This is a genomic window from Candidatus Symbiopectobacterium sp. NZEC135 (genome assembly GCF_025962695.1).
This window is the reverse complement of sequence record NZ_JAGFPF010000016.1, coordinates 48,729-68,262: the sequence shown is the minus strand read 5'-3', so window position 1 is coordinate 68,262 and position 19,534 is coordinate 48,729. Positions and strand designations below refer to the sequence as shown.

Annotated in this window: 12 protein-coding genes and 1 pseudogene; 5 read left to right on the top strand and 8 right to left on the bottom strand. The window is 52.2% G+C overall.

The window, feature by feature from the left end:
- Positions 1–13: 13 nt before the first annotated feature.
- The gene (gene nifH, locus J5224_RS10795) at positions 14–949 is read right to left on the bottom strand and encodes a nitrogenase iron protein (protein WP_264625402.1); all 936 of its coding nucleotides are present in this window, start codon (positions 947–949) and stop codon (positions 14–16) included.
- A 423-nt stretch (positions 950–1,372) separates the two neighbouring features.
- Here nifH and nifJ point away from each other — a divergent pair, with 423 nt between their 5' ends.
- Positions 1,373–4,885: a pyruvate:ferredoxin (flavodoxin) oxidoreductase gene (nifJ, locus tag J5224_RS10790; protein WP_264625377.1), complete on the top strand. Its 3,513-nt coding sequence runs from the start codon at positions 1,373–1,375 to the stop codon at positions 4,883–4,885.
- A 174-nt stretch (positions 4,886–5,059) separates the two neighbouring features.
- Positions 5,060–5,359 (top strand): annotated as a pseudogene (locus J5224_RS10785) (family 1 glycosylhydrolase); the annotation flags it as partial.
- A 2-nt stretch (positions 5,360–5,361) separates the two neighbouring features.
- Here J5224_RS10785 and mltB read toward each other — a convergent pair.
- Both mltB and fusA read right to left on the bottom strand, forming a co-directional pair.
- A complete protein-coding gene (gene mltB, locus J5224_RS10780) occupies positions 5,362–6,507 on the bottom strand; it encodes a lytic murein transglycosylase B (protein ID WP_264625376.1) in 1,146 nt (381 codons plus the stop codon).
- A 175-nt stretch (positions 6,508–6,682) separates the two neighbouring features.
- Positions 6,683–8,785 (bottom strand): elongation factor G, encoded by a 2,103-nt coding sequence (fusA, locus tag J5224_RS10775; RefSeq protein WP_264625375.1) that lies wholly within the window; start codon positions 8,783–8,785, stop codon positions 6,683–6,685.
- A 593-nt stretch (positions 8,786–9,378) separates the two neighbouring features.
- On the opposite strand from fusA, the gene J5224_RS10770 reads away from it, so the two are divergent.
- Together J5224_RS10770 and J5224_RS10765 are read left to right on the top strand one after the other, a co-directional pair.
- On the top strand, positions 9,379–10,398 hold the full coding sequence (locus J5224_RS10770; RefSeq protein WP_264625374.1) for an NEL-type E3 ubiquitin ligase domain-containing protein: 1,020 nt from the start codon (positions 9,379–9,381) through the stop codon (positions 10,396–10,398).
- A 103-nt stretch (positions 10,399–10,501) separates the two neighbouring features.
- Positions 10,502–10,813: an ArsR/SmtB family transcription factor gene (locus tag J5224_RS10765; RefSeq protein WP_264625373.1), complete on the top strand. Its 312-nt coding sequence runs from the start codon at positions 10,502–10,504 to the stop codon at positions 10,811–10,813.
- Positions 10,814–10,880: 67 nt separating this feature from the next.
- On the opposite strand, the gene ygjG is transcribed toward J5224_RS10765, so the two are convergent.
- From ygjG to J5224_RS10750, 3 genes are all read right to left on the bottom strand, one after another.
- Positions 10,881–12,287 carry a putrescine aminotransferase gene (ygjG, locus tag J5224_RS10760; protein ID WP_264625372.1) on the bottom strand — a complete coding sequence of 469 codons (1,407 nt, stop codon included), beginning with the start codon at positions 12,285–12,287 and terminating at the stop codon, positions 10,881–10,883.
- 362 nt (positions 12,288–12,649) lie between these two features.
- Entirely contained in the window at positions 12,650–14,074 is a 1,425-nt protein-coding gene (patD, locus tag J5224_RS10755) for an aminobutyraldehyde dehydrogenase (protein WP_264625401.1), read from the bottom strand.
- Positions 14,075–14,180: 106 nt separating this feature from the next.
- Positions 14,181–14,342: a hypothetical protein gene (locus J5224_RS10750; protein ID WP_264625371.1), complete on the bottom strand. Its 162-nt coding sequence runs from the start codon at positions 14,340–14,342 to the stop codon at positions 14,181–14,183.
- A 753-nt stretch (positions 14,343–15,095) separates the two neighbouring features.
- Between J5224_RS10750 and J5224_RS10745 the strand changes: the two genes are divergently transcribed.
- Positions 15,096–16,436, top strand: coding sequence for an anaerobic C4-dicarboxylate transporter (locus J5224_RS10745; RefSeq protein WP_264625370.1), 1,341 nt, complete (start codon positions 15,096–15,098; stop codon positions 16,434–16,436).
- Between the two features lie 63 nt (positions 16,437–16,499).
- Here the strand turns inward: J5224_RS10745 and gltP are convergent, their stop codons facing one another.
- Both gltP and cbl read right to left on the bottom strand, forming a co-directional pair.
- On the bottom strand, positions 16,500–17,819 hold the full coding sequence (gene gltP, locus J5224_RS10740) for a glutamate/aspartate:proton symporter GltP (protein ID WP_264625369.1): 1,320 nt from the start codon (positions 17,817–17,819) through the stop codon (positions 16,500–16,502).
- A 634-nt stretch (positions 17,820–18,453) separates the two neighbouring features.
- Positions 18,454–19,407, bottom strand: a complete 954-nt coding sequence (gene cbl / locus J5224_RS10735; protein WP_264625368.1) for an HTH-type transcriptional regulator Cbl — start codon at positions 19,405–19,407, stop codon at positions 18,454–18,456.
- Between the last annotated feature and the right edge of the window lie 127 nt (positions 19,408–19,534).

The following is a 19,534-nucleotide window of genomic DNA, read 5'->3' as shown; positions in this document are numbered from 1 at the left end:
ACGCCGTTGAGCTTCAGGCCGCATTCTCTTCGGCAGCGGTTTTACCGATGATGCTGGTGTCTTCCTCTTCCATGATGCCGAACTCCATCAACAGATCTTCCAGTTCATCCATGGTGCAAGGCACCGGGATCACTTTCATGGTGTTGTTGACAATCTTCTGCGCCAGCGTGCGGTATTCATTAGCCTGCTTACAGTTCGGGTCGTATTCGATGACCGTCATACGGCGAATTTCAGCGCGCTGTACGATGTTGTCGCGGGGTACGAAGTGGATCATCTGTGTGCCGAGTTTTTCAGCCAGCGCAATGATCAGCTCATCTTCGCGATCGGTATTGCGCGAATTACAAATCAATCCCCCCAAACGCACCTTACCGGTTTTGGCGTATTTCACGATCCCTTTGGAAATGTTGTTGGCGGCATACATCGCCATCATTTCGCCGGAGCACACGATGTAAATCTCCTGCGCTTTGTTCTCACGAATCGGCATGGCGAAGCCGCCACACACCACGTCGCCCAAAACGTCGTAGAACACAAAGTCCAAATCGTCTTCATACGCCCCTTCTTCTTCCAGGAAGTTGATGGCGGTGATCACCCCGCGCCCGGCGCAGCCCACACCCGGCTCAGGACCACCGGATTCGGCACAGCGCACGTTGCCGTAGCCAATTTGCAGGACATCTTCCAGTTCGAGGTCTTCAACCGAACCGACTTCTGCCGCCATTTCCATAATGGTGTTCTGCGCTTTAGCGTGCAGAATCAAACGTGTGGAGTCTGCTTTCGGGTCACAACCGATGATCATGACCTTCTTGCCCATTTCCGCCAGTGCGGCGACCAGATTCTGAGTGGTGGTGGATTTACCAATCCCCCCTTTGCCATAGATGGCACATTGACGCAAAGCCATGATTGCTTCTCCTGTTTCGGGTTGGAGGCGTGTGATACGCCGAAGGTGTTGCATTCCCCCTGTTGCAGGGAACGTACCATCCATGCCAAAACAGATAATCCATTGAAATTATTGATGTTGTAAGAATTTTATTTGCTGGGGAGAAAACAAACACAAGACAAAGGGCAACCCAATTGTTGTAAAACGGACAATCGAGACACAGGGGAGCGGCAACGCGGTTTTCCGGTGACAGGAGCGACAGTTTGTTGGCTGCACGACAGGATGTGGTTCTTTCTGTCTTCTTTCATGCAATTTTCCCGCATTGCGCAGCGTGTCAGATGCAAAGATGAGCGCATAACCCATTCAATAAAAACATCTTTTTATCTTCACACGAAAATGGCACAGGCTGTGCTTCAAGCCTCGCTGAAACGGCGAATCGATGGCGCGCCCGCCAAGCCGCCCCGTAATCACCCGCGCCATACCAATGAGGAAGCCCGCATGAGCAGAAAAATGAAAACGATGGATGGAAATGCCGCCGCCGCATACATCTCTTACGCCTTTACCGACGTGGCCGCCATCTACCCGATTACCCCCTCTACGCCGATGGCGGAAAACGTGGACGAATGGACCGCACAGCATAAAAAAAATCTGTTCGGCCAACCGGTACGTTTGATCGAAATGCAGTCCGAGGCCGGCGCAGCAGGCGCGGTACACGGTGCGCTACAGGCCGGAGCGCTCACTACTACCTATACCGCCTCGCAAGGGTTACTGCTGATGATCCCCAACCTGTACAAGGTCGCTGGCGAACTGCTGCCCGGGGTGTTTCACGTTAGCGCCCGCGCATTGGCGACCAACTCGCTCAATATCTTTGGCGATCATCAGGATGTGATGGCGGTACGCCAGACCGGCTGCGCCATGCTGGCAGAGAGCAGCGTACAGCAAGTGATGGATCTGTCTGCGGTCGCACACCTGACGGCTATCAAAGGGCGCGTTCCCTTTATCAACTTCTTTGATGGGTTTCGTACTTCCCACGAGATCCAGAAGATTGAAGTACTGGAATACGAAGAGTTGGAACCGCTGCTGGACCGCGACGCGCTCAACCGTTTTCGCCGCAACGCGTTGAACCCGGACCATCCGGTGGTGCGCGGCACAGCGCAAAACCCGGATATCTACTTTCAGGAACGAGAATCCGCCAACCGTTTTTACGATGCGTTGCCCGCAATGGTGGAAAGTTACATGGCAGACATCACCCGACTCACCGGACGTGAATATCATCTGTTTAATTACTACGGTGCGCCCGATGCTGAACGGATGATCGTTGCCATGGGATCGGTGTGTGAGACCATTCAGGAAACGGTGGATTATCTCAATCAGCGCGGCGAGAAAGTGGGACTGCTGACGGTGCATTTGTATCGCCCGTTCTCGCTGTCGCACTTCTTTGCGCAGATCCCGGATTCAGTACAACGCATTGCCGTGCTGGATCGTACCAAGGAACCCGGCGCACAAACGGAACCGCTGTGTCTCGATGTGAAAAATGCCTACTATCGTCACGCGCAGCCGCCGTTGATCGTCGGCGGTCGCTATGGGTTGGGCGGCAAGGATATTTTGCCAACGCACATTGTGTCCGTCTTTGAGAATCTCACCCGCCCACTGCCGCAGGATGGCTTTACCGTCGGTATCACCGATGATGTCACGCATACCTCACTGCCGCAGGCCAGCGCGCCAATCAACGTAGCGCGCGTCGGCACCACCGCTTGTAAATTCTGGGGGCTGGGATCGGACGGCACGGTCGGGGCCAACAAAAGCGCCATCAAGATTATCGGCGATAAAACGCCGCTCTATGCACAGGCCTATTTCTCCTACGATTCGAAGAAATCAGGCGGGATCACGGTTTCTCACCTGCGGTTTGGGGAAAGCCCGATCACCTCGCCCTACCTTATTCATCACGCGGATTTTATTGCCTGTTCACAACAGAGTTACGTCGAAAAATACGACCTGCTGACCGGATTGAAACCGGGCGGGACTTTCCTGCTTAACTGTACCTGGACGCCGGATGAGCTAGCGCTAAAGTTGCCGACCGCCATGAAGCGCTATCTGGCCCAGAACCACATTCGCTGCTACACCCTTAATGCAGTGCAGATTGCGCAACGTCTCGGCCTGGGCGGGCGCTTTAACATGATTATGCAGGCCGCCTTTTTCAATCTCACCAACATTATTCCCCCGGAAACCGCCGCCGACTACCTAAAAAGCGCGGTGGAGAAATCCTATGGCAGCAAAGGGCCGAAAGTGGTGGAGATGAACTACGCCGCGATCGATCAGGGTATGCAGGCATTGGTGGAAGTGGCTATCCCCGCCGTGTGGGCCACGCTGCCCGATGACACTCGCCCGCTTACGCGCGCCGTGCCCGATTTTATCCGTCAGATTCTGGAACCGATGAACCGCCAGGAAGGTGATTCGTTGCCCGTCAGCGCCTTTATCGGCATGGAGGATGGCACCTTCCCCCCCGGTACAGCGGCCTATGAGAAACGTGGCATCGCCATTCAGGTTCCCGTTTGGCAGCCGGAAGGGTGCACCCAGTGTAACCAGTGCGCTTTTATCTGCCCACACGCGGCTATCCGCCCGGCATTGCTGAATGAAGAGGAGCGCGCGGCAGCCCCAGTTTCCTTGCTGAGCACTCCCGCGCAAGGGGCCAAGACGATGGAGTATCACCTGTCCGTATCACCGCTGGATTGCTCCGGCTGCGGCAACTGCGTGGATATCTGCCCATCGCGCGGTAAATCGCTCACCATGCAGCCGCTGGAAAGCCAGCAACATCAGGTTGGATTGTGGGAGCATGTGCTGGCGCTCTCGCCCAAGGCCAATCCGTTTAGCAAAACCACCGTCAAAGGCAGCCAGTTTGAAACGCCGCTGTTGGAATTTTCCGGTGCCTGCGCCGGTTGTGGAGAAACACCTTATGCGCGCTTGCTGACGCAACTGTTTGGCGATCGCATGTTGGTGGCTAATGCGACAGGCTGTTCGTCAATCTGGGGCGCGAGCGCACCGTCGATCCCTTACACCACCAACCACAAGGGACAAGGCCCTGCCTGGGCCAACTCGTTGTTTGAAGACAACGCCGAATTCGGTTTAGGGATGTTGCTCGGCAGCCGGGCGGTGCGTGCGCAGTTGGCGAGCGATATTCAAACCGCGCTGGCGTTGCCCATCACCCCAGCGTTGCACACTGCGCTCACCGACTGGCTGGAGCACAAAGAACAGGGGGATGGCACGCGGGAACGCGCTGATACCATTATCGCTCTGTTGGCACAGGAGCAGACTACCTCACCGTTACTGGCACGCATTTATCTGAATCGTGACTACCTGCCTAAACCGTCGCAGTGGATCTTCGGCGGCGACGGCTGGGCCTACGATATTGGCTATGGCGGCTTGGATCACGTGCTGGCCTCCGGGGAGGATATCAATGTGCTGGTGTTCGATACCGAGGTGTATTCCAACACTGGCGGCCAATCGTCCAAATCCACGCCGGTGGCGGCCATCGCCAAATTTGCCGCAGAAGGGAAGCGCACGCGCAAAAAAGATCTCGGCATGATGGCAATGAGCTACGGCAACGTTTATGTGGCGCAGATTGCCATGGGGGCCGACAAAGCACAAACGCTGCGCGCCATTGCCGAAGCCGAAGCCTGGCCGGGCCCATCGTTGATTATCGCCTATGCGGCCTGTATCAACCACGGGCTGAGCGCAGGCATGGGATGCAGCCAGCGCGAGGCAAAACGCGCGGTGGACGCCGGTTACTGGCATCTGTATCGCTTCGATCCGCTGCGCCAGGACAAAGGCAAAAACCCGTTTGTACTCGATTCGGATGAGCCGGAGGAAGATTTTCAAGCCTTTTTGATGGGCGAAGTGCGCTACGCCTCACTGAAACGCCTGCATCCGGCCGTGGCTGACAGCCTGTTTGAACAAACCGAACAGGATGCCAAGGATCGCTTTGAGCGCTATCGCCGCCTGGCAGAAGGCTGATCGCATTTTTCATAGCTTGTTGAGCTATTTTTATCGGGTTGGCGCATTTAGCGTCAACTCGACGTGACATAGCCACCAATACCCGCTATCAGCACCTTCTTTCTGTTCGTCGACCTGATCCCCGGTTAGTCTCAGCGCGAAAAGAACCCCTACCGGAAGGCGACAGAGAATGGGTTAGGTACACGGGATGAACTCACGGCCGACAGTCAGGTACACGACGACTATCGCATTGCCTATATTCGCGATCATATTGAACAGATGCGTCTCGTCATTCAGGACGGTGCGCAGGTACTCTCCTACACCCCCAGGACCTTTATTGATGTGCTCAGTTCGAGTGATAGTTTCAAGAAGCGCTATGGCTTTGTTTATATCGATTGGGGTGAGTTCGATCCCACCCCGTTAACGCGCATCAAGAAAGACAGCTTCTACTGGTATCAGGCGTTGATCCGCAATAACGGCAACGCCCCTGAGTGACGTTATTCCCAGCGCAGGCTGGGCTGCGACCCGTTGGTCGGCTGGCGAGTGGGCATCGCCTGTACCGCGTTGCCCTGGCTGGCCTGCTTCACCGCCAGCCCCAGTTGCCACACCGCCATGGCATAGTGGACGCTGTGGTTGTAGCGGGTGATAGCGTAGAAATTCGGCAAGCCGAACCAGTATTGGAATTGGTTACCCATATCCAAACGCAGCAAACTGACCTCGGTGTACCCAATCAGCGGTTGGGCAGTCCGCAGCCCGGCCGCCGTCAGCGTCGCCACCGGATAACGCGTTTTGAAACCGCTGTCCCAGGTATTGGGCACCTGCCCTTGTGTCGGGATCGCCACCTCGGCACCGGCGGTCCAGCCGTGCGCCTTGAAGTAGTTGGCCACACTGCCGATAGCATCAACCGGGTCCCACAAATTGATATGTCCGTCACCGTTAAAATCGACGGCGTATTGCTTAAACGACGACGGCATAAACTGACCGTAACCCATGGCCCCCGCATAAGAGCCTTTGAGTGAGAGCGGATCGTCCCCCTCTTTACGCGCCATCAGCAGGAAGGTTTCCAGCTCACCCGCAAAATAGTCGGCGCGGCGCGGATAGGCAAAGGCCAGCGTTGCCAAGGCATCGATAATGCGGGTTTTTCCCATCACGCGTCCCCAGCGGGTTTCCACGCCAATAATGCCGACGATGATCTCGGGTGGCACACCATAGGTTTGCCAGGCGCGTTGTAAGGCGTCGCTGTATTGGTTCCAGAACATCACCCCATTTTGCACATTATCCGGCGTAATGAACTTGCTGCGATAACGTACCCAGGCACCGTTTGGCGTCGGAGGCCCACCGGCAGAGACCGGCGCTTGCTGATCCATCAAACGGATCACCCAATCGAGCTTTTTGGCCTGGATCAGAACATCGTGCAATTGCTGGCGATCAAACCCGTGCTCTTGCACCATACGGGCAACAAAACGGTCAGTTTCTTTGTTGAATGCAAAATCGCCCTGTTGCAATGGTCCGGTATGCTCGGGTTGCAACAAAAAGCCACCGGATACCGGGGATTGAGTGGCAGGATCAGCCGCCGAAGGTGCAGGGGTATGACTGCCACAGGCAGCCAGCAGCAGGGGTAACACAACAGCCAAATAACGCATCAGAAAGCCATTTAACGCCAAATGATAGGATACATCTATGGTAAGCCAAAGCTCGGTATGAAAAAACAGAAATATCGAAATGAAACAGCGCGGTATTTTGTGTGCCCGTGGTAAATGCAAAAAGAAAAACCCCGGCAAACGTTGCCGGGGTTGTTTACGCCTACCTGAATAAACCTCAGACTTTGGCGCGCGCCGTAATAATCGCCTCCATCACGTTGCGCGGTGCTTCAGCGTAATGCTTGAACTCCATGGTAAAGGTAGCGCGCCCTTGCGTCATGGAACGCAGCGTGGTGGCATAGCCGAACATCTCTGACAACGGCACCTCTGCGCGAATGACCCGGTCACCCAGTCGTTCTTCCATGCCTTGCACCATGCCACGTCGTGACGCTAAATCGCCCATCACGTTGCCGGCGTAGGGTTCTGGTGTTTCGACCTCCACCTGCATCATCGGTTCCAAAATCACCGGATGTGCGCGTTTTACCGCCTCTTTAAAGCCGAAGATCGCCGCCATACGAAACGCCATTTCTGACGAATCCACTTCATGATAGGAACCAAACGTCAGCGTGGCTTTCACATCCACCAGCGGATAGCCCGCCAACACGCCGTTGTTCATGGCTTCCCGCACCCCTTTTTCCACCGAGGGGATATACTCACGCGGCACCACGCCACCCTTGGTCGCATCCACGAAGGTAAACCCGGCACCCGAGGCCAGCGGTTCCAGTGACAGCACCACATGACCATACTGTCCTTTACCGCCGGATTGGCGCACAAACTTACCGTCTACGTCCGTTACCGCCTGGCGTATCGTTTCGCGATACGTCACCTGCGGCCGACCGACGTTTGCCTCCACGCCAAATTCACGTCGCATGCGATCAACGATAATCTCCAGATGCAGTTCTCCCATGCCCGCAATCAGGGTCTGACCTGACTCTTCGTCCGTTTTCAGGCGTAACGATGGATCTTCCGCCGCCAAGCGTTGTAAGGCCAGCGCCATCTTTTCCTGATCGCCTTTGGTTTTGGGTTCAATCGCCAACGCAATCACCGGTTCAGGAAAAACCATACGCTCCAGAGTGATGATCGCATCGGGATCGGACAAGGTATCACCGGTCGTGACATCCTTAAGCCCAACACAGGCGGCGATATCTCCAGCACGAATCTCATCCACGTCGTGGCGCGTATTGGCATGCATTTGTACGATACGACCAATACGTTCCCGTTTGCCCTTCACCGGGTTATAGACGCTGTCGCCTTTGCTCAGCACGCCCGAATAAACGCGCACGAACGTCAATTGGCCGACGTAGGGGTCACTCATCAGTTTGAAGGCCAACGCCGAGAACGCTTCTTGGTCATCGGCGTGGCGTTCTGCTGATGCGCCCTGCTCATCGATACCCTGTACCGCCGGGATATCCAGCGGTGAAGGCATCAGTTCCACAATGGCATCCAGCAGACGCTGCACCCCTTTGTTTTTGAACGCACTGCCACACAGCATAGGCTGAATCTCACCGGCAATGGTGCGCAGACGTAAGCCTTCTACGATCTCCGCCTCGCTCAGAGAGCCCCGCTCAAGATAGCTATCCATCAACGCTTCGGAGGCCTCCGCCGCCGCAGACACCATCTGCTCACGCCATACCTGCGCCGTTTCCATGACCTCAGCCGGTATGGATTGATAGCTAAAGGTCATCCCCTGAGTGGCATCATCCCAAAAAATGGCACGCATCTTCACCAAATCCACCACGCCGCTGAAATGCTCTTCGCTGCCGATGGGCACAACGATCGGCACGGGATTGGCTTTCAGGCGTTCTACCATCATCTGACGCACGCGGAAAAAATCGGCACCGACGCGGTCCATCTTATTGACGAATGCCAGACGCGGAACCCGGTACTTATTAGCCTGGCGCCAGACGGTTTCCGATTGCGGCTGAACGCCACCTACGGCGTCATACACCATCACCGCGCCGTCGAGCACGCGCATCGAGCGCTCTACCTCGATGGTAAAATCCACGTGCCCCGGGGTGTCGATAATGTTGATGCGGTGCTGGGGAAAACGGTTGTCCATCCCCTGCCAAAAACAGGTTACTGCCGCAGAGGTAATGGTGATCCCGCGTTCCTGCTCCTGCGCCATCCAGTCAGTCGTGGCTGCACCGTCATGCACTTCACCCAGCTTATGGCTCATCCCGGTGTAAAACAGGATGCGCTCCGTGGTGGTGGTTTTCCCTGCGTCGATGTGCGCAGAAATGCCAATGTTGCGGTAACGGTCAATAGACGTTGTACGAGCCATGATATGTCCTTAATAACGAAGGGTTCGGACGTGGCAGTGAACTGTCGCAGGGAGAACCCGGATTGATAACGGCGACGATTATAGTACAACTGTTCGAGTATATTCGAACTATTTTTTTGAAAATGTCATTCAACGAGTCACTTGATTACAGCCTACGCCTCGGCAACACGCCCTGCAATCGGTGTTCGGTTTTGGTTACAAAAAGCGCGCCTAACCAGAAACGCTTTTTATAAAAACTTTAATATAAACAAAAACGTGAATAATAATTCTTTCACCTCTAATAAAATAAAGTGAAATATGCAAGACATCTCTATCAAAAAAACAGATATTAATTATTTTACTGATAGGATATCACCATGCCCCCCCCCCACATTAATGAATTAGCTGATCATCTCGCGTTCACATCAGACTCCAGATGGAGTAATAGAAACCCAATCAGAGCCGGGATTTTTTTAACGCGAATAAACCGTGCACAAAATGAATTCCTTCATCTACGGTATAATGCAATATATACGGAAAACCTCTCAGAGTTAAGCAGTGGAATATCCATCAACACAACGCAACCCCCTCCTAGAAATGCAGAGAGCACCAGCGTGGATATAATTAGAACACTTTTCCAGCCGCAATTAAATCACCTTACCCAAAATATAAATACCAACACCGCCACAGAGTGTATAAATGCGCCCATGGAAATCCGCCAGTGGTATACACAAGATGATTTAAACAGTAAACCGCTGGTGTCGCAACCCGACATAACAAAATTGGACCATTGGGAGAAGCTTGCCAAAAACAGTAACAGCACCTCTTTTTTCCAATTTTTGAGCAGGCTAAGGGCTTGTAACGTCGTCGCTAATTCATCTCAGTTTAAACAGCATATCATCAGCTTCCTGGATCGCATCCTGCTATCTCCCGCTCTGGCAGAAACCCTGTTTACTATCGCAACAGATGGAACCACCAGTTGCAACGACAGAGCGCTGTTCACTTATAACCAGATGCAACAAGTCATGGTTATTGACGACATCGAGAAAGGAAAATATGACACCCAACTGGATGACCTGATAACAATGGCCAGGCGTGTTTATCGCACCAAACAATTAGCTATCATTGCCAATCAACATATGAAGCGACATCCTAATGTAGATGAAATTGAAGTTTACCTCGGTTTCCAAACCCGATTGCACAACATGTTAGACCTACAACACTTCGCACCAGATATGCACAGTTTTATTTGCTCAAAGATTTCATCAGAAGACCTACAATCTGCAAAGGAAACCATTAAAAAAAATGAAAGTATTCAATTTTACTCCTGGCTAGCGCAGTGGAAGCCGTTACATGCGTTAATTGAACGGCTTGCGCCAGAAAAAATACGTGTTGCTCAAGAGAAAAGATACCATATGCTGGAGTTTGAATACCAACAGCACGTTGATGATTTACTGCGTAAGAACGTATTAAAAAACATTCCAGATGCCGAAATTAATGCAGGGAAAATAGTTTTAAAAAAAATGCAGCTTGATATCGACCGGGCGCTGGTTGCCGATTTCTTTTCACAACATCGCCTCAGTTGCACAATTGAGAATGAACTCTGGACACAGAATAAAGGCAGCAGAGTGTAAAACCCACGCCAAGATGACATCATCAAACACACCCGTTATAGTGATCGCTGACAAACAGTTACGGCGGCCAGGTGGCACCGTTGATACATGAATACGGAGTACTATGATCGCTCACCACCCCGAACCTGAGCAGATTCGATTAGAGAACGTTTTGCTGGCTTTAGGTAATCCGGTACGACTGGAAGTAGTACGTATTTTAGCTCAGCAGGGGGAGCAATCCTGCGGAGCACTTTCGCAAGGCGCGGCAAAATCCACGATGTCACACCATTGGCGAGTATTGCGCGACAGTGGCGTGATCTGGCAGCGCCCTAACGGACGTGAAAACCTCCTCTCGCTGCGACGCGAAGATCTGGATGCGCGTTTTCCCGGCCTGTTAGACACGCTGTTAGCCGCACTGGAGCAGCGCGGCACATAAAAAAAGCCGGTCTGGTTGCAGACCGGCTTTCGTGCATGCGTTTTACTCAGCGTATCAAGGTAGCGTTTCACCCTACAGCGTATTCCTTAAGTTGAATGTCATTCGGTTGTGCACCCCGCAGTTTTTTCAACACCTCACCGGCTTGCAACAAAACCTGCGCGCACTGGTTGTGGGTAATGGTCAACGGCGGTTCGATACGCACCGATTTGGCATTGTTGAGCGTACCTGCCACCAGAATGCCGCGTTTAAACAGTTCGCTGGCGAAGGCATAGCCAATTTCGTTTTCTCTGAATTCGATCGCTTGCAGCAAGCCTAAGCCGCGCGCCTCGACAATCAGTTCTGGATAGTCAGCGGCTAACCGCCGTAATCCATCCAGTAAAAACGCCCCTTGTTGCGCGGCCCTGTCCGCCAGATTCTGCGTGAGCAAGACGTTGATGGTCGCCAACGCTGCGGTACAGGCCAGTGGATTGCCGCCAAACGTCGTGGTATGCAGGAACGGGTTATCGAACAATACCGAAAAGACCGCTTCTGTCGCCACGGTCGCACCGATGGGCATCACGCCGCCTCCTAGGGCTTTCGCCAAACAGAGGATATCCGGCTGAACACCATAGTGCTCACAGGCAAACATTTTACCCGTACGCCCCATTCCGGTTTGCACCTCATCCAGAATCAGCAGCGCGCCAATGTCATCGCACAGTGCGCGAACCGCTGGCAGGTAGTGCGCCGGGGGCACGATAACACCGCCCTCTCCCTGAATCGGCTCAAGGATGATAGCCGCGATACCATCACCGCGTTTTTCACACAGGGCAACCTGCTGTTTCATGGCCTCAATGTCACCAAAAGGGACATGATGAAAACCAGGAAGCAGCGGCATGAACGGTTGCCGGAATGCCGGTTTGGCCGTTGCGGATAACGCCCCTAGCGACTTACCGTGAAAAGCGCCGTTGGTCGCGATAAAAGTGAAGCGTCCGCGCGGTGCCTGATAGGCTTTAGCCAATTTCAGCGCCGCTTCCACCGCTTCGGTGCCGCTGTTGCTGAAAAAGCTGTACTGCAAACTGCCCGGCGTAAGCGCCGCCAACGTTTTCGCCAACATGGCACGCATCGGATCGAGCAATTCCTGACTGTGTAACGGCTGCTTGGACAACTGACTCTCTACCGCTGCAAGCACCGTCGGGTTACGATGGCCGACGTTAAAAATGCCATACCCTCCCAGACAATCGAGATATTCCTTTCCTTGCGTATCAACAAGCGTATTAGGACCGCTGGCGCGCCACTCTACGGCGCCAAAGTCCCCTCCTGAGGTGACGGATTTTCTATAGCTTAGAAAACCCGGATTGACGTAATCGCGGAAGTTACTTAGCACTTCCTGATTTAATGCGATGGTTTCTTCTTGCGTGAGGGTCTCTTTATGGACCCACTGCAGTGCCCGTTGAGAACACTCTAACGGGGTGAGTGTAGTGCGTAGTCTGGACAAACTGTGCTCCTTCGCAACGGATATCATGTGATATCAATTTAATTAATGCACAGAACACGCCAATTGTCTGTCAAAAGGCGCACTTTGAAACAAAATTTTTACATTGAGAGTTCAGCAAGAATAAAGCGGTGGGATTATGCGTGCTTATTGGAATTAACTACCGCATCGAAAACGCTAATGGGTGTAAATATATTGAAAAACAATATGATTGCCCCATTATTGCGCACATTGCCTCATCATGGAGCATCTGAATGGCGGCATAAAAAGCGCTGGCGTCAGAGTATCGATTACCCCTGACGCCGGATATCAACACCGATAAGACAGGCTTATCTTAACATTTAGGAAACACATTCTCGTAACCATCAGTGACGAATCATTATGTGTCGCACGACGGTGTAATCCTCCAATCCGTACATTGACATGTCTTTGCCGTAGCCGGAAAGTTTCTGCCCACCGTGTGGCATTTCACTGACCAGCATAAAGTGGGTATTGACCCAAGTGCAGCCATATTGCAGACACGCCGCCAGACGATGCGCCCGTCCTACGTCGCGCGTCCACACCGAAGAAGCCAACCCGTAGCCGGAAGCATTGGCCCAGGCGACAACTTGAGCCTCATCATCAAACGGGGTAATGGACACTACGGGGCCAAACACCTCTTTTTGTACAATATCGTCATCCTGCTGTGCCCCCGCCAAAACGGTCGGCTGGAAGTAGTACCCCGGCCCATCAACCCGTTGCCCACCGGTAATGACCTGAATGTGTGGCAACGCGCTGGCCTGCTCAACGAAGCCAGCAACACGCTCCAACTGTGCGGCAGTAATCAACGGACCGAGTTCAGTGTCCTCGCTGTTCGGATCGCCCATGTTGAGGCTGGCGACGGCCTGCCCCAATTTGCTGACCACGTCATCATAGACGCCACGCTGCACATACAAGCGGCAGGCAGCTGTGCAATCTTGCCCGGCGTTATAAAAGCCAAAACTGCGAATACCGTCCACCACCTGGTCGATATTGGCATCATCGAACACGATAACCGGCGCTTTACCGCCCAGTTCCATGTGTGTGCGTTTGATGCTGGAGGCGGTATGCGACAAAATGTGCGCCCCGGTCGCAATCGATCCGGTGAGCGACACCATGTTCACCAGAGGATGCCCGGTCAGCGCATCGCCAATTGCCGCACCGGTACCGAATACCACGTTGACCACCCCCGCAGGGAAAATGTCGGCCAATAAGGACGCCAGATGGAACGTGGTAAGCGGCGTTTGCTCCGCGGGCTTCAACACCATACAGTTACCGGCTGCAAGCGCGGGTGCCAGTTTCCAGGCAGCCATCATCAATGGGTAGTTCCAAGGCGCAATGGAGGCCACTACCCCGATGGGATCGCGCCGAATCATTGACGTATGCCCTTCCAGATATTCACCGGCGGCAGAGCCACTCAGGCATCTTGCCGCACCGGCGAAAAAGCGGAAAACGTCTGCCACGGCGGGCAATTCATCATTCAAGGCCGCGTGATACGGTTTTCCGCAGTTCAACGACTCAAGACGCGCGAAGGTTTCGGCGTGCTGCTCAATCGCATCCGCCAGTTCCAACAGCAGCAACGAGCGGGTTTTTGGCGTAGTCTGCCCCCATTGCGCAAAAGCGCTTTCCGCAGCACGCACGGCTGCATCAACCTGGTGCAGGTCTGCCTGGGGTATACGTGCAATTTCTTCCCCCGTTGCGGGGTTGAACACCGCAAGCGTAGCGCCCTGGCCCGCTTCCAGCTTACCGTCTATCAGCAGTTTGTCGTGCATCATCGCGTCCTCGTCACCAGAAATCAGTCTGTTGTCTGAATGGTTTTTTCTGCATTGTGATGCTAAGTGTGCAAAAAACCTGCCACTTTCTCTCACCACAATGCCATCAATCTGGACGTTCCTTATTGCCATTTTGCGCCGCTGCTCGCGCGGCATCTGCCAGCGCGTCGATCTCCTCTTCGGTTAACTGTTCTGCCGCCTCGTGCACTTTGGCCAGCCCATCCCCCACCGTAACCGCTTTAGGATCGTCCGTTTGTTGCTCTGCCATATTGACCTCTTTATCGGCTACACCTTTGACCTTTAAGTGTAGTCGAACATCTCAGCCAACTCATGGCTGGCAGTACGATAACAAAAGTACATCGGCGAGCCTTGCAGAAACTGCCTGTATATTTTCTTCATGCTAACTAAAGTTATTCTTAAATCAGACAGTAAATAATTTTTTTAATAACCGATTATGCTATAAAAAAAACAGCGTCGGTTTTCTTCTCCTGTCAGAGAAAGCGCAATAAAGGTGAAACCCGATTTTAGCGAAAGCCGTAACATGACAACTGGCACAATGATTGCTGCAACGGCCTGGCAGGTAATGAAAAAAAACACTTACCCCCAAAGGGGTAAAGACATTGAAAATCATTATCATAGATAATAAACACGGTGCAAAACGTCCTATCTTGTTTTTATTATCGATTTAGTAGCAAAAAATAAACTTAAGCAAAGCAATAAAACAACAAATTAAAAACAACATTGATAAATATAATAAACATTAAATAAGATAATTAACGTAATAAATCACCCTTTTGTTTTAATTCCCTTAATATAATTAATTTTAGAGTTAAATAACTAAATAAACCAAATAATAATTATTATTGGGATCTGCTTCTTTTATTTGAATTAAAGTTTGTAAATATAAAAAATTGTAGACATGGATCAAATAAATAATAATCCAATAATCCCTATAGTACCCACGACGACAGTAAGCCAACTTAATTAATTTATCTCGTCAATATTGAGCAATGGGGTACCTATGGATTTTATCATTCAATTAGTGATCGTTCTAATCTGCCTTTTTTACGGGGCAAGAAAAGGCGGTATAGCACTCGGCCTGCTCGGCGGTATCGGGCTGGTTATTCTGGTCTTTGTGTTTAAACTCAAACCCGGCACGCCGCCCGTCGACGTTATGCTGGTGATTATCGCGGTGGTTGCTGCTTCCGCCACCCTCCAGGCCTCTGGTGGGTTGGATGTGATGCTGCAAATCGCAGAACGTCTGCTGCGCCGTAACCCGAAATACGTTTCCATCATTGCACCGTTTGTCACCTGTATCCTGACCATTCTTTGCGGTACCGGCCATGTGGTGTATACCATCCTGCCGATTATTTATGATGTCGCCATCAAAAATAATATCCGTCCAGAACGCCCCATGGCAGCCAGTTCGATCGGCGCACAAATGGGGATTATCGCCAGCCCGGTTTCCGTGGCGGTGGTTTCGTTAGTTGCCATGCTGGGGAATTTCACTTTTAACGGTCGCCATCTGGAATTTCTCGATCTGCTGGCCATTACCATTCCGTCAACGCTGTTAGGTATTCTGGCGATCGGTATTTTCAGTTGGTTTCGCGGTAAAGATCTGGATAAAGACGAAGACTTCCAGAAATTCATCTCCGTACCAGAAAACAAGCATTACGTTTACGGTGATACTGCTACGCTACTGGACAAAAAACTGCCCAAGAGCAACTGGGTTGCCATGTGGATCTTCCTGGCAGCCATTGCTGCGGTAGCGATTCTCGGTGCTGATGAAGGTTTGCGTCCGGTTTTTGGCGGCAAACCGCTCTCCATGGTGCTGGTCATCCAGATGTTCATGCTGTTTGCGGGCGCAGTGATTATCATTGCCACTAAAACCAACCCGGCCAATATCTCCAAAAACGAGGTCTTCCGCTCTGGGATGATCGCCATCGTTGCGGTGTATGGGATTGCCTGGATGGCAGAGACCATGTTCGGCGCGCATCTGGAGGAAATCAAAGCAACGCTTGGCACGCTGGTGAAACAGTACCCATGGGCCTATGCCTTGATCTTGCTGCTGGTGTCGAAGTTTGTTAACTCTCAGGCGGCAGCACTGGCAGCCATTGTGCCGGTAGCGTTAGCCATTGGTGTGGACCCGGCGTATATCGTCGCCTCAGCGCCAGCCTGCTACGGCTACTATATTCTGCCAACCTACCCAAGCGATCTGGCTGCCATCCAGTTTGACCGCTCCGGTACCACCAAGATTGGGCGCTTCGTTATCAACCACAGCTTTATTTTGCCGGGGTTGATTGGCGTATCCACATCCTGTGTGTTTGGTTGGGTATTTGCCGCCATGTACGGCTTCCTCTGATTCTTGCCATAAAAAAACCGTCCGGTTCTCGGGCGGTTTTTTATTGTCTTTCCAACGCGTTAATCAGACCTTACGCTGTACCAGCCGTGAATCAGTCCCCTTGACTTCACGCTCGTAGGCACGGGCTTTCTCTTCATCAAACTGCCCTTCCCACTTCGCGACGACCAGCACAGCAAGCGCATTGCCCACCACGTTCAGGGCCGTGCGCGCCATATCCATGATGCGATCCACACCAGCAATAAAGGCCAACCCCTCCAGCGGAATGCCCACGCTGCCCAGGGTTGCCAACAGCACCACAAACGAGACACCCGGCACACCGGCAATCCCTTTGGAGGTCAGCATCAGCGTTAACACCAGCACAATCTCTTGCCACAGTGAAAGATCGATGCCGTAGAGTTGGGCAATGAAAATGGCAGCGATACTTTGGTACAACGTGGAGCCGTCCAGATTAAACGAGTAGCCCGTCGGTACAACAAAACTGGTGATCGATTTTGGCGCACCGTAGGCTTCCATCTTTTCAATGATACGCGGCAACACGGTTTCGGAGCTGGCGGTGGAGTAGGCCAGAATCAGTTCATCTTTCAAAATGCGGATCAACATGGTGACCCGCAGATTGCACAAGCGAGCCACTACGCCCAAGACCACCAACGCGAAGAACAGAATCGCGACATACACCAGAATCACCAGCTTGGCGAGCGGCCACAGCGAAGCAAAACCGAAGTTGGCTACCGTCACTGAAATCAACGCAAACACCCCAACTGGCGCGTAACGCATGATCATGTGCGTGACTTTAAACATGGTTTCCGATACGCCGCGAAACACGTTCAATAAGGGATCGCGGTGTGCTTTGGGCAACGATGACAGCCCCAGCCCAAACATCACGGAAAAGAAGATAATCGGCAATATGTCGCCATTGGCAATCGCGGCAAAAATGTTGGGAGGGATGAGCGACAGCACGGTCACCACCAAACTGTGCGACCCACTCTGCACTTGTTCAGTGGTCTTTTGGTATTGAGAAATATCCACCGTGGTCAATGACGACATGTCGATGCCGTGACCAGGTTGGAACAGGTTTGCCAGCGTAATGCCAAGAATAATGGCAAAGGTGGTAATCACCTCAAAATAGACAATGGTCTTAAGGCCAATGCGCCCCAACTTCTTGGCATCCCCAACTCCGGCGATACCCACGATCAGCGTGGCGATCACAATCGGCACCACAATCATTTTGATTAGTCGGATAAAAATATCACCGGCGGGACTCAAAATGTTACTGATAAGCCACTGACGATCAGCAGGGCTTTCATGCAGCACAGCACCAACAAGGATACCCAAGAACAGCGCAATAAGGATTTGCCAGGCAAGGCTGATTTTGATTGATTTCATAGTGAATTCCATTGCAAGACCACCCGGTGCCGCGAACGTACGGCCACAGCGCCTCTCTTCCGGTTGAACGGCGCACAAGGGTGGCTGAGATAAAATGCGACTAATGTGAATGCTGATGCAGTACGTCTTGGTAACCCTTAGTGCGGTATACACGTTTGAATACGGGCCGCAATAGCACTTAATGGATTAGCAAGTGGCTGTATCTTAAAGCAAAACATTAGACATACGTTATTGTTATGGCTGGGGATACTACTATTCCATTTCCGTGAGATCAAGCAGGCAAACAGCGTCAAAAGTCACAGTTATGTCAAAAAAATGTGATAAAACACTGAAAAACTCGTAAAAACAGCAGTTATTCACCACCATAAAGAAAAGATAAAGAAGATATGTCAGGAGGAGGTAAAAGCAGCAGCAGAATGCATAACGCCAACCAATAGCGATTCACTTGATCGATATCAAGCAAACCGCTAGTGACGTGGCTTGTGGGTTAAGAGCCTATCCCAGTAGGCGTCATTGGCGCAGCCAGTTTGGTCACGTACAGCGCGCAGAAACCGGAGCGTACACGGAGTACGTGAGGATTTCGAGCACTGCCCGGGGCCAAAATGGTAAGTAAAATAGCCTAATGGAATAGGTGCTAAATCTGGTAATCGATAACGGACTCGGCGTTATCCGAGAAGACTTTATCCTTGATCTCATCCAGCGAGAGTTCGCTGTTGCACAGTTGCAAGAATTTCCAGGCATAGTTGCGCTGTAGCTGGCTTTTCTTCAGCCCGATCCACACCGTATTTCCTTCAAAGAGATGCTCGGCATTCAGGCGCACTAGCCCTTTATCGCGCGCCGGTTCGTAGGAGTGATCGGCAACAATTCCCACCCCTAAGCCTAATTCAACGTAAGTTTTAATCACATCCGAATCCTGCGCACTCAGGGCGATATCCGGCGTCATGCCTGCCGCCAGAAAAGCGCGATCGACGCGAGAACGCCCGGTAATTCCTTGTCGATAAGTGATCAACGGCAGTTTGCTGAGCATATCCAGCGTCACCGTTGGCACGTCTATCAGGGGGTGTTGCTGCGGCACCAGGATAGCGTGATGCCAGCGGTAGTAAGGAAACGCCGCCAACGTGGCGTCATTCATCAGTTGCTCACTGGCAATGCCGATATCCGCTTCACCGGAATGCAGCATGGCAACGATGTCATCCGGCGTGCCTTGGTTGAGCACCAAACGCACTTGCGGATAAATAGCACGAAACTCTTTAATCACATTGGGTAAGCTGTAGCGCGCCTGAGTGTGCGTAGTGGCAATCACCAGTTGACCCACATCATTATTGGTGAACACGTTAGCCAGACGACGGATGTTGTTGGCATCATTCAAAATACGCTCAGCGACCACCAGCAACTCTTTGCCAGGCTCGGTCATACCAAGCAGCCGTTTACCGCGGCGAATAAAAATTTCGATGCCCAACTCTTCTTCCAGTTCACGGATATGGCGACTCACACCCGACTGAGACGTAAACAGCGAATTGGCGACTTCCGTCAGATTATAGTTGCGCCGTGCCGATTCTCGAATAATCTTCAGTTGTTGAAAATTCACTTTTTTCTCCATCCCTATACCCTAACGTCCTATAGATACGGGGGAAAAAATGCCACGACAAATAAACAATCGGATGGTGTTATATTATTTTCTACTAAGACAATAAGCGGTGGTCATCTGAGCAATG

What these genes read in the sequence shown, in the direction of transcription:
- nifH (WP_264625402.1), bottom strand. Translation starts at nt 949, where the DNA reads ATGCAACACCTTCGGCGTATCACACGCCTCCAACCCGAAACAGGAGAA.
- J5224_RS10750 (WP_264625371.1), bottom strand. Translation starts at nt 14,342, where the DNA reads ATGGCAGAGCAACAAACGGACGATCCTAAAGCGGTTACGGTGGGGGAT.
- J5224_RS10745 (WP_264625370.1), top strand. Translation starts at nt 15,096, where the DNA reads ATGGATTTTATCATTCAATTAGTGATCGTTCTAATCTGCCTTTTTTAC.
- gltP (WP_264625369.1), bottom strand. Translation starts at nt 17,819, where the DNA reads ATGAAATCAATCAAAATCAGCCTTGCCTGGCAAATCCTTATTGCGCTG.
- mltB (WP_264625376.1), bottom strand. Translation starts at nt 6,507, where the DNA reads ATGCGTTATTTGGCTGTTGTGTTACCCCTGCTGCTGGCTGCCTGTGGC.
- fusA (WP_264625375.1), bottom strand. Translation starts at nt 8,785, where the DNA reads ATGGCTCGTACAACGTCTATTGACCGTTACCGCAACATTGGCATTTCT.
- J5224_RS10765 (WP_264625373.1), top strand. Translation starts at nt 10,502, where the DNA reads ATGATCGCTCACCACCCCGAACCTGAGCAGATTCGATTAGAGAACGTT.
- patD (WP_264625401.1), bottom strand. Translation starts at nt 14,074, where the DNA reads ATGCACGACAAACTGCTGATAGACGGTAAGCTGGAAGCGGGCCAGGGC.
- nifJ (WP_264625377.1), top strand. Translation starts at nt 1,373, where the DNA reads ATGAGCAGAAAAATGAAAACGATGGATGGAAATGCCGCCGCCGCATAC.